General features: G+C 64.9%; 12 protein-coding genes. 4 read left to right on the top strand and 8 right to left on the bottom strand.

Translation table 11 applies throughout. From position 1 onward, the window contains the following. Positions 1-31: 31 nt before the first annotated feature. Complete coding sequence (locus tag R4P57_RS14300) at positions 32-3511, bottom strand: amino acid adenylation domain-containing protein (protein ID WP_317803485.1); 3480 nt, start codon at positions 3509-3511, stop codon at positions 32-34. Between the two features lie 198 nt (positions 3512-3709). Between R4P57_RS14300 and R4P57_RS14295 the strand changes: the two genes are divergently transcribed. Then, a complete protein-coding gene (locus tag R4P57_RS14295) occupies positions 3710-4441 on the top strand; it encodes a hypothetical protein (RefSeq protein WP_317803484.1) in 732 nt (243 codons plus the stop codon). 270 nt (positions 4442-4711) lie between these two features. Here the strand turns inward: R4P57_RS14295 and R4P57_RS14290 are convergent, their stop codons facing one another. Next, entirely contained in the window at positions 4712-5128 is a 417-nt protein-coding gene (locus R4P57_RS14290; protein ID WP_317803483.1) for an HIT family protein, read from the bottom strand. Positions 5129-5196: 68 nt separating this feature from the next. Between R4P57_RS14290 and R4P57_RS14285 the strand changes: the two genes are divergently transcribed. Then, positions 5197-5988 carry an HAD-IIA family hydrolase gene (locus tag R4P57_RS14285; RefSeq protein WP_317803482.1) on the top strand — a complete coding sequence of 264 codons (792 nt, stop codon included), beginning with the start codon at positions 5197-5199 and terminating at the stop codon, positions 5986-5988. A 43-nt stretch (positions 5989-6031) separates the two neighbouring features. Here the strand turns inward: R4P57_RS14285 and purB are convergent, their stop codons facing one another. Both purB and R4P57_RS14275 read right to left on the bottom strand, forming a co-directional pair. After that, positions 6032-7450 carry an adenylosuccinate lyase gene (gene purB, locus R4P57_RS14280; protein ID WP_317803481.1) on the bottom strand — a complete coding sequence of 473 codons (1419 nt, stop codon included), beginning with the start codon at positions 7448-7450 and terminating at the stop codon, positions 6032-6034. A 49-nt stretch (positions 7451-7499) separates the two neighbouring features. Continuing rightward, a complete protein-coding gene (locus tag R4P57_RS14275; protein WP_317803480.1) occupies positions 7500-8129 on the bottom strand; it encodes a TetR family transcriptional regulator C-terminal domain-containing protein in 630 nt (209 codons plus the stop codon). A gap of 49 nt (positions 8130-8178) precedes the next feature. Here R4P57_RS14275 and R4P57_RS14270 point away from each other — a divergent pair, with 49 nt between their 5' ends. Next, the gene (locus R4P57_RS14270; RefSeq protein WP_317803479.1) at positions 8179-9210 is read left to right on the top strand and encodes a GntG family PLP-dependent aldolase; all 1032 of its coding nucleotides are present in this window, start codon (positions 8179-8181) and stop codon (positions 9208-9210) included. 18 nt (positions 9211-9228) lie between these two features. Here the strand turns inward: R4P57_RS14270 and R4P57_RS14265 are convergent, their stop codons facing one another. Continuing rightward, the gene (locus R4P57_RS14265; protein WP_317803478.1) at positions 9229-10389 is read right to left on the bottom strand and encodes a pyridoxal phosphate-dependent aminotransferase; all 1161 of its coding nucleotides are present in this window, start codon (positions 10387-10389) and stop codon (positions 9229-9231) included. Between the two features lie 167 nt (positions 10390-10556). Here R4P57_RS14265 and R4P57_RS14260 point away from each other — a divergent pair, with 167 nt between their 5' ends. Next, on the top strand, positions 10557-11393 hold the full coding sequence (locus R4P57_RS14260; protein ID WP_317803477.1) for a DUF559 domain-containing protein: 837 nt from the start codon (positions 10557-10559) through the stop codon (positions 11391-11393). A gap of 67 nt (positions 11394-11460) precedes the next feature. Here R4P57_RS14260 and purD read toward each other — a convergent pair whose 3' ends face one another. From purD to R4P57_RS14245, 3 genes are all read right to left on the bottom strand, one after another. Beyond that, complete coding sequence (gene purD / locus R4P57_RS14255; RefSeq protein ID WP_317803476.1) at positions 11461-12711, bottom strand: phosphoribosylamine--glycine ligase; 1251 nt, start codon at positions 12709-12711, stop codon at positions 11461-11463. A 78-nt stretch (positions 12712-12789) separates the two neighbouring features. After that, a complete protein-coding gene (locus R4P57_RS14250; RefSeq protein ID WP_317803475.1) occupies positions 12790-14838 on the bottom strand; it encodes a glycosyltransferase family 39 protein in 2049 nt (682 codons plus the stop codon). Next, positions 14835-16076 (bottom strand): bifunctional glycosyltransferase family 2/GtrA family protein, encoded by a 1242-nt coding sequence (locus R4P57_RS14245; RefSeq protein ID WP_317803474.1) that lies wholly within the window; start codon positions 16074-16076, stop codon positions 14835-14837. Before R4P57_RS14245 ends, R4P57_RS14250 begins: the two co-directional genes overlap by 4 nt. Positions 16077-16264: the final 188 nt, after the last annotated feature.

The raw sequence follows: 16264 nt of genomic DNA, 5'->3' as shown, positions 1-16264 counted from the left end.
CCCGATCGTAGAAGGAGTGAGTGGTGTCGAGTCAGGGCGTGTGCTGCTGATCGAGTGCCGCCAGCAGTTGGTCCTCCGACATGGATTCGATCGACACGTAGATCTCTGCCGTCGCCTCGAGGAGCTCGGTATCGCCTGCCGCGACGATCATCGACTCCGCCAATCCCGATACCGTCGGGGCAGCGAACAGCATCCTCACCGTGACGGACGTGATGTCGAAGGCAGCGCGGGTTCGGGCGACGATCGTGGTCGCGAGAACGGAGTCGCCGCCCAGCGCGAAGACGGTGTCGGTGACCCCTATCTCGTCGACCCCGAGCACCGTCTGCCAGACCGAGGCGAGTGCGCGCTCGAGGTGGGTTCTGGGGGCTACTCGCGCCTGCACACGCTCGGTATCGCCTGCTGCTCGGCACTGCCCGGCGATAGCCGCAGAATCGATCTTGCCGTTCACGGTGAGCGGCAAGGCTCGCACTGCCACCATCCGTTCCGGCACCATGTGTGCGGGCAGGCGCTCGGCAGCCCTGGCGATGATGCCCGCAACGGTCTCGTCCGGGTCCGCGTCACCATCGGCGAGCACCACTGCGGCCATCACTACGGCAGCTCCGGCACGGTCGACAACCGCTGCGGCAGAGGTGACCTCGGCGTCGTCGCACAGGACGGACTCGATCTCGCCGAGCTCGATGCGAAATCCGTTGATCTTGATCTGATTGTCCACACGGCCCAAGAATTCGACCATCGAGCCCGTGCCGTAGCGAACCAGATCGCCGGTGCGGTACCAGCGGTAACCATCGGCGTCGACGAAGCGCTCGTTCGTACGCTCAGGATCGCCTACGTAGCCGTCGGCGAGACCGACGCCAGCGACCCACAGCTCGCCGGGCACCCAGTCCGGCACCTGGTGCCCACGCGCGTCGACCACCCGAAGCGCCATGGACCCGAGCGGCACACCGAACGGGACTGTGCGCCAGTTCGGATCGACGTCCACGACCTCACAGATGCTGTTGTGGATCGCGGTTTCCGTAGCGCCACCGAGTCCGGCGAACCGACATCCAGGAACCGCGGCCGTCAACCGGCGATAGAGGTCGATACCCACCTTGTCCCCGCCGAGCATGACGACCTCGAGCGAACCGCCCAGATCCTCACCGGTGGACAGGATCATGTCCAGCAGCGGCGGTACGCAGCTGATCACCGTGACTCGATGCGCACGGATCAGAGCGGTCCACCGCTGCGGATCCTTGCGCTCGTGTTCCTCGATGAGCACGGCCGTACCACCGACCGCGAACACCGAGAACAGGTCGAAGGTGCACAGGTCGAAGTCCAACTCGGACAGGCACAACGGACGGTAGCCCTCGTCCAGCTCGAATCGTCCGATCAGGTCCGAGATCGTATTCATCGCGGCACGATGCGAGACCACGACACCCTTTGGTTCGCCCGTCGAACCGGACGTGAAGATCATGTACGCGGGAGCGGTGTCGGGTCCGAGATGCGGTGCGAACAGCGGCTCCCCGAGGACGGCGTCGGCCACATCGAGGCCGTCATCACCCGATCCTCCGATCGTCACCGCGAAGCCGGCTTTTCCGGCGATCAGCGCAGCCCGACTCGCCGGTTGGTCGACGCCGATCGGCACGTACACCCCGCCTGCGGCGAGCACACCGAGAACTGCGGTGACTTGGTCGGGCCCCTTCGGCAGCGTCACCCCTACGGTGTCGCCCACTGCAACCCCGCGATCCGTCAGTGCCGCAGCCACTCTCAGAGCACGGTCGCACAATTGGCCGTAGGTCATCGACTCGTCGTCGCCCCACTCGAGAGCGGTCGCATCCGGTGTTCTGGCCGCCCGGTCGAAGAAGGCGCGGTGCAGGGTCTCGGTCCCGGCTGCCGGCACCGCATCCGTGCGCGGTACGTCGGCGGCCGGGGTCCGCGAGAGAAGTTGACGCGACGGAGCCAGCTGGCCCACCGGCTTCGTCCAGACGTCATCGTCGTCGAAGACGATGCCACGCACGAGCGTCTCGAAGGCGTCGAACATCGCCTCGGGAACCCCTGGCAGGAACTCGTTCTCGCGAATGTCCCAGTTGACCAGCACGCCGCCGTCGAGCTCGGTGATCTGGGCGTCCAGAACCACCTGCGGTCCCTGCGACATGATCCACACCGGGTCCCCGAACACCTGCCGAGCACGTGAGTCGAACAGCTCACCCAACCCGAGTGCGCTGGTGAAGACGACGGGCGCGAGTACCGGTTCTCCTCTGCGACGACCGAGGTCGCGGAGTACCTCCACTCCGGAGTAGTCGACGTGCGAGGCGTCTTCGTGCAGACGGGCCCGCAGCTGCCGGGACCGCTCCGCGAACGACAGGTTCTCGTTCAGATCGACATCCAACATGACCGAGGACGAGAAGTCGCCGACCAGTTCGCCGACGGCCGGGTGCGTCGGGGCACGGTCGAACATGGGGACATTGAGGATGAATCGCTGCTCACGCGACCACGCCCCGACCACCTCGGCAAAGGCCGCTGCCACCGCAACCGCCGGGGTGACGCCGTGCGCACGAGACTGTGACTGCAATTGCGAATACGCCTGCGCTTCGAGATGAAACGCCCGCCGTGTCGCTACCGGTGAACCTGAATCACGTTCGAGCAGTGGAAGAGTGGGCGCTCCGGGCAGAGAATCGAGTCGAGCGGACCAGTATCGTTCGGCCTGCTCCCGTGCGCTGCGGCGATCGTCCGGCCGGTCGGCAAGGTAACGCCCGTAGCTGTAGCCGATGGCGGGGAGCGACCGGCCATCGTATGCCTGCGCCAGATCTGCGACCAGAATGCGAAAGCTGACGGCGTCGCCTGCGATCATGTCCATGTCGAGATGCAGCCGAGTTCGACCGTCCGGCAGCAGCGACAGGTCTGCCGAAAACACCTCTCCTGCTTCGATATCGAGCATCTGATGGGTCAGGTGCTGCCGAGTTCGTTCCAGTTCGGCCGCTACGTCGTCCGCGCTCCGCAGATCGTGCACCGTCAACCCGCGCCACCCCGGGCTGGACTCGATCACCTGCTGTCCGTTGTCGGTGATCCGAGCCCGCAGCATGTCGTGCCTGCCGACCACGGCTTCGAGTGCGACGCACAGCCGATCGGGATCGACTGCCCTGCCGTCGAACTCGGTGTAGAGGTGCGGCGAGACACCGCCGAACCGCTGCTCTGCGCTGCGGCCGATCCAATAGGCGTGCTGCAGTACGGCGAGATCGAAGCTGCCGGTGTCGAGCCGGTTCGACTCCGATGCGCAAGCAGTGGGCACGGGTACCGGTTCGATTGCTGCACCGACCAGCTCGGACCAGGCCGAGACAGTGGGCCGCGCAGCAAGATCGGCGAATGTCACCGTCGATCCCTGTTTGCGGAATCTGCCGACCAGCCGCATCAGCACGATCGATTCCAGTCCCAACTCGAACAGATTCGCATCGAGCGACACGGCCTCGGGCTCGGTGCCGATCAGTTCTGCGACCTGCGCCCGCAGTTCTTCGGTCCCGGTTCCGTACGGATCCATCCGGTGTGTCCCTTCGATCGGCTGCGCTCTGCGTCGTACTGGTCGGGACCAGGAGTTTCGCCACCCGATATCCATAAGGAAAGGCTACCCTCGCTTAGTCGACCCTGAGGAGGCTAACATCTCGCGGCACGGAGAAGTGGACGGCACCTGCACCACCGCCAGCCTTGTCGGACCAACAGACCGCGACGGAAGTGACACGTGATTTCTCATCGACGCCGCAGCGCACGCCTTCTCGGATCTCCACCGCGCATCCTCATCGGGGGCGTCGCGGTCCTCGTACTTCTAGCTGCATCGGCGTGTAGCAGTGACACCGAAGACCAGGAAAGTTCCAGCGCCCAGGTCGTCGACCTGAACGCGAACCCAGCCGCGTGCAGTGAGAACGACCGCGTCGACACAGTCGACCGCGCGTCCGGACCGTTCACGTACACCGACGGCCGCGGACGGACCATCTCACTCGAGTCACAACCGAGCAGAATCATCGCCGACGAGCAATCTGCCACAGCGCTGATGTCGTACGGAATCAAGCCGATCGCCATCTGGTCGACGACTCCGATGTCCACCAGCCCGATTCTGAGTTGCGCCGACCTGTCCGGTATAGAATCGGTCGGCGAAAGCTGGGGGACATTCGATTTCGAGAAGGCTGCGAGTCTCGACCCAGATCTTGTCATCGGTGAGTTCAACCCTCGATTCGGCCAATTCGGCAAGCTGACCACCACCGCCGATTCGTCCAAAGCCGACACGATCGATCAGCTCGCTCCCACCCTGGGGGTCACCTTGGACACGACGTCGACGGCCAAGACCATCGAGAAACTACGCCGGACTCGCGTCCTCGCTCGGCGTCGACCTCGACACCCCGCAACCGGCAGACATCGAGTCCGACTACGACGCTGCTGTCAGCAACTTCCAAAAGGTTGCCTCCGAACGCCATGACATCACCGGTGTCGGGGTCTGGCACCTCGACGTCGCCTACGTACTCGACCCTTCCGCGGACCCGGATTTCAGCGACTACGAAAGCTGGGGCTTGAAGATGTACACCCCCGACGGCACCGACGACGGATACTGGAAAAAGGTGTCCTGAGAGAACGTGTCGAGTGTCGATGCCGATGCCGATGCCGATGCCGCATTCGTCTACCACGACGTCGCCAACGCAGCCGATGTGAAGCTTGCCGACATTCCGAGCCGCTACCCCAGTTTCGCCCACTACAGCGCGGCTGCGATCTCTCCGGCCTGCCGATCGAGTTCGTGCCGCTGCGGCGACGATGGCCGAGCGCGCAGGCCGAAACCGTCGCCGATCATCCGTGGAATGACGTGCAGATGCACGTGGAAGATTTCCTGACCGGCCACCGTGCCGTCGGCGAGAAAGAAGTTGACGCCGGCGACACGCGGATTGCTGGTACGCACAGCGGCGGCCACCTTCTGCCCCACCACGAACAAGTGCGCCCCGATCTCGGGTGGCAACTCCGCCAGAGTCCGGAACTGCTGCCTGGGCACCACCAACACATGTCCGCTGGTGAGCGGCCTGATGTCCATGAACGCAACCGCTGTCTCGTCCTCGTGGACGCGAGAAGCCTCGGCCGTCCCGGCAATGATCTCGGCGAAAATTGTGTATGGGTTCACAGTCCCCGAGCGTAGGCGCTCGGTGCGCTGAGGCTGCGGGGCCCGGACCCGGAGACTACTGTTTGCCGATGAGCATCGGCGGGGTTCTCTTCGACATCGACGGCGTACTTGTCACGTCGTGGCAGGCGGTGCCAGGGGCAGCGGACACTCTGAAGTACCTGGACAGCAAGGACATTGCTCGCGCGTTCCTGACCAATACGACGTCGAAGACGCGTGAGCAGATCGCTACGGCACTGCGCGACGTGGGGCTGGACGTGCATTCGGACGAAATCGTCACGGCCGCGTCACTCACCGCGGATCATCTCCGCGAGAACTATCCGGATGCGCGGGTGGTGCTGATCAACAACGGTGAAATCGCAAGCGACATGCCAGGAATCGAGTTCGTCGACGAGACGTCCGAGGATCCCGATGTCGTGGTCGTCGGCGGTGCGGGCCCGGAGTTCACCCACGAGCGACTCAGCCGCGTCTACGACTGGCTGTGCCGGGGCATCCCCGTCGTCGCGATGCATCGATCGTTGATGTGGAGCACCGGAGCCGGACTGCGCATCGACACGGGCATGTATCTGGCCGGAATGGAACAGGCGTCGGGCCATACCGCGAAGGCCATCGGGAAGCCGGCTCCGCTGGGGTTCCGGACGGCATCCGAGCGGATGGGGATCGACCCGGACGACGTCGTCATGGTCGGTGACGATCTCGACAACGACGTTCTCGCCGCCCAGGTCGTCGGGATGACGGGAGTGCTCGTCCGCACCGGGAAGTTCCGTCAGGACGTGCTCGATCGACGCATCACGGACGAGTTCGCGATGGAACCCGACCACGTGATCGACTCGGTCGCCGACCTGCCCGACGTCCTCATGTGAACGGAACTTCGTAGCCCACTACGAAGTTCCACTCACATAGGGATCAGAGAATCGGCGACGGCGTGTACGACGCCCCGGCCGGGAATTTCGCGATCAGACGCTCCACTGCCGAGACGACCGCAGCGACCTGAGCGTCGGCGGCACCGACGAAGGCCGTCTTGTCGGCCAGCGACGCGTCGAGGGCGGCGCGATCGAGGGGAAGACGATCGTCGGCGGCCAGGCGGTCGAGCAGGTCCGGTTCTCGTCCCTGCTCACGCATGGCCAACGCGACGGCGACGGCGTGTTCCTTGATCGCCTCGTGTGCGGTTTCGCGTCCGACGCCCGCGCGCACGGCAGCCATCAGCACCTTGGTCGTCGCGAGGAACGGCAGGTAGCGGTCGAGTTCCTTGGCGATGACGGCCGGGTATGCGCCGAATTCGTCGAGCACGGTCAGGAAGGTCTCGATGAGTCCGTCGATGGCGAAGAAGGCGTCGGGCAGCGCGACGCGGCGCACGACGGAACAGAAGACGTCGCCCTCGTTCCACTGCGCGCCGGCGAGTTCGGCGGCCATCGAGCCGTAGCCGCGCAGCACCACCTGCAGGCCGTTGACACGTTCGCACGAGCGGGTGTTCATCTTGTGCGGCATCGCCGACGATCCGACCTGGCCCGCCTGGAAGCCCTCGGTGACGAGTTCGTGGCCGGCCATCAGGCGAACGGTGTGCGCGAACGAAGACGGTCCGGCACCGACCTGGACCAGCGCGGAGACGACCTCGTGGTCGAGTGATCGGGGGTACACCTGGCCGACGCTGGTCATCGTGTGCCGGAAACCGAGGTGATCGGCGACGATGCGCTCGAGCGCGACGAGCTTGGCGGAGTCGCCGCCGAACAGGTCGAGCATGTCCTGCGAGGTACCCATCGGGCCCTTGATTCCGCGCAACGGGTAGCGAGCGATCAGTTCCTGCACCCTCGACAGAGCCAACAGCAGCTCGTCTGCGGCAGACGCGAAACGCTTGCCCAGCGTGGTGGCCTGAGCTGCGACGTTGTGACTGCGGCCGGCCATCACCAGCGAGGAGTACTCGGCAGCGCGCTCGGCCAACCGCTTCGCGACGGCGACGCCGTGCGCGTGGACGTGTTCGAGCGAGCGCAGAATCTGCAGCTGCTCGACGTTCTCGGTGAGGTCGCGACTGGTGAGCCCCTTGTGAATGTGCTCGTGGCCAGCGAGGGCGTTGAACTCCTCGATGCGGGCCTTGACGTCGTGGCGGGTGACGCGCTCACGCTCGGCGATCGACGCGAGGTCCACCTGGTCGACGACGGCTTCGTAGTCCGCGATGGCCGCGTTGGGGACGTCGACTCCGAGGGAGGACTGCGCGCGCAGCACAGCAATCCACAGTTGACGTTCGAGGGCGATCTTGTGCTCCGGAGACCACAGCTCCACCAGTTCGGGACTCGCGTAACGGGTGGCCAGGACATTCGGGATGCTCACGAGCGTCCAGCTTACTGTGGCAGGAGTGGAGCCCGCGGAATGACCCGGATCAGCATTGCTCCGCAGGAGCGACGACGTCGATGACGGCCAGCAGCATGCTTCGGGCCATGTGGCGGGGGTCGGGGTCCACTTCGCTGAGCGCTCCGACGACGGCTCCGTCGACCACTGCCACGAGTCGTCTGAGTTGCTCTTCCTGCACGGTTCGACCCGATCTGCGCAGCACATCGGTGAGCAGGTCGTCGATCTGGGCGCGCAGCCGCAGTTGCACCTCTCGTAGTTCGGGATGCCGTGCCGAGGCGATGAAGCGTTCGTATCTCGCGATCAGCTGCTCGTGCCCGTCCTGTGGCCCGATGAGCAGGTCGACGATGAGATCGACCGTCGACTCCATTTCGTTCGAGCACTTGCCCTCGTCGTCGATGCGACCGCGCATGACGTCGATCTCGCGCGTCCCGACGACGTCGACCGCCGCGGCAACCAGATCTCCGAGGGACTCGAAATAGTAGGTGGTCGACGCCAACGGCAACCCGGCTCGTGCGGCCACCGATCGGTGCCGCACCGCGTCGAAACCGCCCTCGACGAGAAGGTCCGCAGCGGCCGACGCCAATGCCTGGCGGCGGCGTACCCCCTTCGGAGTCGCACCCGACACCTTGTGTTGCGACTCGGTCGGACCTGCGGACATTCAAGTCATCGTGCCAGCTCGAGGCCATTCGTCGGACTGCTTTCGCGCTATGGAATTGTCGTCACTCGTGGCACATCGAACGATCGACCTTCGCTCCGACACCATCACCCGACCCGATTCGGTCATGCGAAAAGCCATGGCCGACGCCGAAGTGGGTGACGACGTCCTCGATCACGATCCGACGATGGCGGCGCTGGAAGAAGCGGTCGCAGGGCTGCTCGGGTTCGAGTCGGCCCTGTGGGTGCCGTCGGGTTCGATGGGCAACATCATCGCGCTGATGCTGCATCTGCAGCGCGGCGATCGCTTCCTGGCACCCGAGCATGCGCACGTACTGGGGTCCGAGCTCGGAACCGCCGCATGGTTGGCAGGCGGGATGCCCGACGCCCTCCCTCACGATGGTGGCCCCGGCCGTCCCCTCGCGTCGACGGTGCGCGCGAGGGCCGGCGGTACCGGACCGTATTTCGCGCTACGGACGACGCTGCTGTCGCTCGAGAACACGCACAACTTCGCCGGCGGTGCTGTGTTCGGACCGGACGAGTGGTCCGAACTCGTTGCCGCCGGGCGTGAATGCGGACTGAAGATCCACCTCGACGGCGCGCGGCTGTGGAATGCCGCTGTCGCCCTCGATGTTCCGATCGCGTCGCTCGCTGCCGGTGCCGACACGGTGCAGGTGTGCCTGAGCAAGGGTCTCGGTGCACCTGTCGGCTCGATGTTGGTCTCGGATTCCGCACGTATCCACGAGGCTCGACGCGTCCGAAAGATGTTGGGCGGCGGCGTCCGTCAGGGTGGTGTCCTGGCCGCGGCCGGGCTCGTTGCATTGGGTCGCATCGGTGATCTGGCGCAGGATCATCTGAATGCGTCGATGCTCGCCGATGGTTTGCGGGAGCGGGGCTGGGAGGTGGCGGAGCCGGAGACGAACATCGTCCTCGTGACGGTTCCTGACCCAGCGCGGACGGTCAGGGAGCTGGCCGAGCTCGGCGTTGCCGCCGTGACCGTTGCGGGCAAGGTGCGCTTCGTGACCCACCGCGATGTCGATGCCGCCGATATCTCCGAGGTACTGGAGCGGCTGCGCCGCACGTGAGCAAAACTTCGTAGCCTGCTACGAAGTTCCGCTCACGACCCGAAGTCGCGCCAATGCCTCCTCGACGTCGGCCGTCGTGCCGGCGAACGAGAAGCGCACGGTGTGGTTCCCGCGCACGGTGTCGAAATCGACGCCCGGCGCCAGTGCGACACCGGTGTCGGAAAGCACTCGCGCGCACCAACTCCGCGAATCGTCAGTGAGATGCGCTATGTCTGCGTACACGTAGAAGGCACCATCGGCCGGTGCGAGGTCGATGATACCCATGGCCGGCAAACCGTCGAGCAGAATTCGGCGGTTGACGGCATAGCGCTCGACGTGTGAATCCAGCTCGGTACGTGACTCCTCGGTGAACGCCGCGATGGCGGCAACCTGAGAGATCGCCGGTGGGCAGACCGTCATGTTCGACGCCAATCGTTCGACGGCTCTGCGCAATCGGGTCGGCAGCAGCATCCACCCCAGCCGCCATCCGGTCATCGAGAAGTACTTCGACACCGATCCGATGGCGACGGATTCTTTCGACGTCTCCCACGCGCTCGACGTATGCGCACTGCCGTAGGAGATGCCGTGGTAGATCTCGTCCGAGATCAACAGAGTTCCGTGCTCGTCGCACCAGCGTGCGATTGCGGCCAACTCGTCTGGGTCGATGATCGTGCCGGTGGGGTTGGCGGGGCTCGCGATGATGAGTCCAGCGGGCGGCTCGGACAGCTCCTCGAGCATGGCGACGGTCGGCTGGAACCGCGTACTCTCCAGGCAGTCGAGTTCGATGACGCGGCAGCCCAACGCCGCCAACGTGTTTCGATACGCCGGATAGCCCGGCCTGGCCATGACGACAGTGTCCCCCGCGTCGAACGCAGCGAGGAACAGCAACGTGAACGCGCCCGACGACCCGGTGGTGATCACCACGTCGTCGGCGTCGACGGTGATGCCGTACCGCGCGCTGTGGTACTCGGCGATCGCGCGACGCAGCGGCAGAATCCCCAGCGTCTCGGTGTACCCGAGCAGGTGCGCATCCAGCGCCTCGCGGGTGGCGCGCAACACGGGCTCGGGGGCTCGGGTGGAGGGCTGACCTGCGGCGAGCGAGAGTACATCACCGTGAGTGCGTGCCCGCTCGGCCGCTGCCGCGAACACGTCCATCACATGAAACGGCTCGACCTTCGATCGCTGCGATTCGTTGTGCATTCGATCGACACTACTGACCTCACCGCCCACAATTCGCACTACCACACGGCATACCGTCGGAGCCTTCGCAAAGTGTGACCTGAGGTCAGTTATCCACAGGAATCAAGGCTATCCACAATTCGCGAATCTCTCTCTCGCGACGACTATTTCGACGCAAGGCTGTGCGAATGACGGTATACACGCAACAACAACTACTCGATTCGGGACTGACCAGAGGAGCTATCACCTACCGCACCAAGACCGGAAAGTTGACGCGGATATTGCCTGCCATCTACTGCACCGGCGAGCCCGATTTCCGCGACCGGTGCGCCGCGGTCACGTTGTGGCAACCGAAAGCCGTGCTCAGTCACCTGACGGCTGCGTGGTGGTGGACCCTACTCGACCACGAACCGGAGCAGGTTCACCTCACGATCGCTCGCTCGACGAAACGGGCAGGCCCGCCGTGGGTTCGCCAATACCGCCGAACCCTGATCGAGTCCAGCTACGTCGATCTGCTTCCCGTTGTCACGATCGAACAGTGCATCATCGACGCTGCAGCCATGTTGCCCAGGACTGCACTGGAGCGATTCTTCGACGCCGCACTCACGCACAAGGTCAGCTGGCGGGCGGTTGCGCTGCAGTGTGAGAAGTCTGCGGGGATGGCCGGGATTGCAGCGGTGAGAAAACAACTACGCGTGTGTTGTCCACGCACCTTGTCCGAGCCGGAGCGAATAGTGGCGCGCGCACTCACGGCGCGGGGCTACCACTTGGAAATCAACGCCGAGGTGGGCCGGTACTTTGCAGACCTGATGGACCGGAGGTCACGGGTGATCGTGGAGATCGACGGCCGTGAGTTCCACACAGAGTCCAACGTGTTCACCAACGATCGAGTTCGGCAGAACTCTCTGCAGCTCGACGGTTGGTTGGTTCTGCGTTATTCAGCAGCAATGGTGATGAGCAACCTCGCGTACGTGGTGGACCAGATCATCGATACGGTGCGTCGACGCCGGAAGGCACTGACCTGAGCGCCCACAATTCGCTCCCACAATCGGGAAAAGGTGTTTCAGCGCGAATAGTGGGCGCTGAGGTCACCTACAACGAAATGCGACCCTCCACCGCAGCCAGGCCGATGTCGGTGCGGAAGTGGCTGCCCGGCAATCGGATTCCCGCGATACGCGAGTAGGCGTCGTCGCGCGCGGCGGTGAGGTCGAATCCGGTACCGACCACGCTCAGTACGCGCCCGCCCGCAGAGACGACGACACCGTTCTTGACAGCAGTGCCTGCGTGCAGGACGCCTTCGCCGTCGGAGCCGAGGATCTCGTCTCCGGTACGCGGGCGACCCGGGTAGTTCTCGGCGGCGATGACGACGGTCACAGCTGCGCCAACCTTCCAGCGCAGCGGCGGCAGCGACGCCAGCGTGCCGGTCGCCGTCGCGTTCAGCAGCGCACCGATCGGGGTGTCGAGCAGCGCGAGCACCGCCTGGGTCTCGGGATCGCCGAAGCGGCAGTTGAATTCGACGACAGCCGGGCCGTCGGCACCCATCGCCAGACCGGCGTACAGCAGGCCGGAGAACGGCACGCCGCGCTGCACCATCTCGGTGGCAACGGGTTTCACCACATCGCGGACGATCTCCTCGACGGCGCCCTCGGGCAACCACGGCAGCGGGGTGTACGCACCCATGCCGCCGGTGTTGGGTCCGGTGTCTCCGTCGCCGACGCGTTTGTGGTCCTGCGCGGGCAGCAGCGGCACGACCGTCTCGCCGTCGACGAGGCAGAAGAGGGACACCTCGGGGCCGTCGAGGAACGATTCGAGCAGCACCGGGTGGCCGTTCTCGAGGAGTTCGGCGGCGTGATCGCGGGCGACGAGTCGATCGGTGGTGACGACGACACCCTTGCCAGCAGCCAGGCCGTCGTCCTTGACCACCCAGTTGGGGCCGAAACGGTCCAGGGCTGCGTCGAGCAGGGCGGGCGAGTCGACGATTTCACTGTGTGCGGTCCGCACACCGGCCGCTGCCATCACATCCTTGGCGAATGCCTTGGACCCTTCGATGCGTGCGGCGTCTGCGGACGGGCCGAACGTGGCGATGCCTGCCTCGCGGAGTGCATCGGCAACGCCGAGGACCAGGGGCACCTCGGGTCCGATGATCACGAGATCTGCTTCGAGCTTCTTCGCCAGCGCGGTCACCGCCTCACCGGAGGCCACGTCGACCGCGTGCTGCTCGGCGAGCTTCGCGGTGCCTGCGTTGCCCGGAGCAACGAAGAGCGTCTCGACCGACGGGTCGGCGTTCAACGCAAGTAGAAGGGCGTGCTCACGAGCACCGGAACCTATGACTAGTACGCGCACAGTGCATCAGACTATCTGCTCGACGCGAAAGAGCCCCGCACCTGTCACGGTGCGGGGCTCTTTCGTAGTGGTTCGGTGCTACTGCGTCAGGTCGTAGAACGTCACATTGTCGACGGTCGTCGCCGTGAAATTCTCGGTGACCCACGCCGTGATCTCGGCGGAGGTTCCCGTCGAGGAGCCGCCCATGCCGCCTCCGCTGCCGCCGATGAAGTAGTGTATCTCGCCATCGGCGACGTACTGCTGGAACTCGGCGAGAGTCGGCGACGGGTCGGTGCCGTTGAATCCGCCGATGGCCATGACCGGATCCTCGGTTGCGAGTTGATAACCGGATGCGGTGTTGGATCCGATAGCCGCAGCAACCCAGGTGTAGGAATCGGCATTCGCGTCCAGCATCGAGGTGATCGCGGCCGTCGGAGTGCTGCCGTTGAGCAAGCCACCTCCGCCCATGCCGCCCCGCTCGCCCCGTCCATCAGTAGCAGTGCCACCCGTAGCAGTTCCGCCGGTGATGGGCAGCTGGCCGGGGGCGCCGGCCTGCCCGGCTCCACCCTGCATTCCGCCGGGCGCTCCGCCATCTGTTCCACCCGGCTGTGTTCCACCCGGTCCGCCACCGCCGCCCATACCGCCGCCCATGCCGCGCATGCCGGTACTCGGTCCGGCCGAGACGATGGACCCGGTGTGCGGGGTAGCGATCGTGTCGATCGCATACGCGGTCGGCCCGGCAAGGCCGGCGAAAATTACCGCCAAGATCGACGCCACGGCCAGCTTTCCTCGAGTCATGGCCGGTATCAGCAGCGCGATACACGCAACGACGCCGACGACGACTATCACCCATTTGAGCCATGGCACAAAGGTGTCGCTACGGCTGAGCAACACCCACGCCATGCCGACCGCCGACGCAAGCGCGACGACCAGTGCAATGCGCACCCAGTAGGTTTCGCGTCGACGCCACAGTGACACGCTGCCTGCACCGATCAGTGCGGCCACCGCGGGTGCAAGTGCAACTGTGTAGTACGAGTGGAAGATTCCCGCCATGAAGCTGAAGGTGAGCCCGGTGACGAGCAACCACAGTCCCCACACGAGGAGTCCCGCACGCTTGGCATCGATGCGAGGCGCTCTGCCTCGCAACACCAGTCCGACGACGGCGAGAACGAGTGCAGCGGGGATGAGCCAGGCGATCTGCCCGCCCTGGGAGGAGTCGAACATGCGAGCTAGGCCTGTCTCGCCCCACATCGACCCGCCTGCTGCCCCGCCCGCTCCTGCATCTCCTCCGCCGCCCGGCACCACACTGCCGGTTTCGTCACCGCTGAGGCGACCGAGCCCGTTGTAGCCCAGGGTCAGCTCGAGGATCGAATTGTTCTGCGAGCCACCGATCCACGGACGTGAAGAAGCAGGCCACAGTTCTACGATCAACAGCCACCACCCGGCGGAGACGATCATCGCGCCCAGTGCTCCGAAGAGCTGCAGTACTCGCTTACCGATCCTCGGCGGTCCGGCGATCAGGTAGGTCAGCGCGAGAGGAGGGACGACCAGCATCACCTGAAGCTGCTTGGTGAGAAAGCCGAATCCGACGAACATGCCGGTGATCAGCAGCCACTTCGTCTTGCCGCTTTCGACGGCTCGCATGGTGGCCCATACTGCTGCGATCATCAGTAAGACCAGCAGCGCGTCGGGATTGTTGAACCGGAACATCAGGGCGGCAACAGGAGTCACAGCCAGTACCAATCCGGCGAGCAGACCTGCGGCTCCGCCGAACTGACGTTTGACGGTGGCTCGAAGCAGTGCCACCGATGCGACACCGAGGAGAGCCTGGGGCACGAGCATCGCCCAGGAGTTGAGCCCGAAGATGCGCACCGACAACGACATCAACCACAGCGACATCGGGGGCTTGTCGACGGTGATCGAGTTGGCGGCGTCGGAGGATCCGAAGAAGAAGGCCTTCCACGACACCGAACCGGCCTGTATCGCAGCGGAATAGAAGGAGTTGGCCCAACCCGACGCGCCGAGTCCCCAGATGTAGGCGACGCCGGTGCCGACGAGCAGCGCGGCCAACCCGAACCATTCCCATCGCCTCGAGGTCGTGGACGCGGATGGTGTGGCAGCAGAGGGTCGCTCGATCGTTGTTGTCATCGGTTCGACTTCGAATCGATAAGCTGCGGGGTGTGGAAGACCCACCGCAGTGCGACGAATCGACAGACGGTCGCAACGAGGTTGGCGATGATGAGGACGGCGAGTTCGACGTGCCGGGACACATCGGGCACCCAGGCATGGAGCACCGCGAGCGATCCGCTGGTGATGAGCAGGGCGAAGCCGAAGATCGCCAGTCCCTGCAGTTGATGCTTGGCGGCACCATCGGATCCACGGACGCCGAAGGTGAACGCCCGGTTGGCCGCGGTGTTGAGCACGGCGGTGATCAGCAACCCGAAGAAGTTCGCGGCCTGAGCGCCGATCAGTGAGTGCAGCATGAGGTAGAGCAATGCGTAGGCGACGGTGCTGGCAATGCCGATGATGCCGAATCGCACCATCTGACTGATCATTCCGTGCGGTACACCGGGCACGAGCGGCTCCCGTCCCAGGCTTCGACGTAGTTCGGCGACGGGCAACACGCCGGTGGCCAGGGCGCGGCCGACGCGCCAGCATCCCTGCAGGTCCTTGACGGCGGTGTCGACGATGTTGACGCTGCTGTTCGGGTCGTCGACCCAGTCGACGGGTACCTCGTGAATACGCAGGCCGACTTTCTCTGCGATGACGAGCAATTCGGTGTCGAAGAACCAGCCGGTGTCTTCGACGAGCGGCAGCAGTTGCCGGGCCACATCGGTGCGCATGGCCTTGAAGCCACACTGCGCATCCGAGAAGCGGGCACGCAGCGAGGTGCGCAGGATGAGATTGTAACTGCGCGAGATGAATTCACGCTTCGCCCCGCGGACCACCCGAGACGATCGGTTGAGCCGAGATCCGATGGCGAGGTCCGAGTGACCGGACATCAGCGGCGCGATCAACGGCATCAGAGCGTTGAGGTCGGTCGAGAGATCGACGTCCATGTACGCCACGACATCGGCGTCCGAGGCCAGCCACACGGCCTTGAGCGCCCGGCCGCGTCCCTTCTCGTCCAGATGGTGAACCTGGACTCCGTCGATCTCGTCGGCGAGTCGATGCGCGACGGCGAGCGTTCCGTCGGTGCTGGCATTGTCGGCGATCGTGATTCGAGACCGGAACGGGATTCGATCCTCGAGGTGCTCGTGCAGACGACGAATGCACTGTTCGAGATCGGCTTCTTCGTTGTAGACCGGAATGACCACCTCGAGAGTGGCAGTGGCGTTCGAGCCGGGCCGCTGGCCTGCTGCTCGTGCGAGGGAATTCGTTGTCATGTGAACAACAATCGGGTGCGGAGCTGGACCAACCCTGCGACCACCCTGGCAATCGGCTGGGAGATGCGGCCGGGAGCGGAGCCTGCGGAGTGACCAATGTCCGGGAGCGGAGCCTGCGGAGTGACCAATGTCCGGGAGCGGAGCCTGCGGAGTGACCAATGGGTCGGAGCAGTAGGGCATCCTGTTCC

Source organism: Rhodococcus sp. IEGM 1330 (genome assembly GCF_033142445.1).
Classification (GTDB): Bacteria; Actinomycetota; Actinomycetes; order Mycobacteriales; family Mycobacteriaceae; genus Rhodococcoides.
This window is presented reverse-complemented; position numbering and strand designations above follow the sequence as displayed.

What these genes read in the sequence shown, in the direction of transcription:
- R4P57_RS14300 (WP_317803485.1), bottom strand. Translation starts at nt 3,511, where the DNA reads ATGGATCCGTACGGAACCGGGACCGAAGAACTGCGGGCGCAGGTCGCA.
- R4P57_RS14285 (WP_317803482.1), top strand. Translation starts at nt 5,197, where the DNA reads ATGAGCATCGGCGGGGTTCTCTTCGACATCGACGGCGTACTTGTCACG.
- R4P57_RS14275 (WP_317803480.1), bottom strand. Translation starts at nt 8,129, where the DNA reads ATGTCCGCAGGTCCGACCGAGTCGCAACACAAGGTGTCGGGTGCGACT.
- R4P57_RS14270 (WP_317803479.1), top strand. Translation starts at nt 8,179, where the DNA reads ATGGAATTGTCGTCACTCGTGGCACATCGAACGATCGACCTTCGCTCC.
- R4P57_RS14265 (WP_317803478.1), bottom strand. Translation starts at nt 10,389, where the DNA reads ATGCACAACGAATCGCAGCGATCGAAGGTCGAGCCGTTTCATGTGATG.
- R4P57_RS14260 (WP_317803477.1), top strand. Translation starts at nt 10,557, where the DNA reads ATGACGGTATACACGCAACAACAACTACTCGATTCGGGACTGACCAGA.
- R4P57_RS14250 (WP_317803475.1), bottom strand. Translation starts at nt 14,838, where the DNA reads ATGACAACAACGATCGAGCGACCCTCTGCTGCCACACCATCCGCGTCC.
- R4P57_RS14245 (WP_317803474.1), bottom strand. Translation starts at nt 16,076, where the DNA reads ATGACAACGAATTCCCTCGCACGAGCAGCAGGCCAGCGGCCCGGCTCG.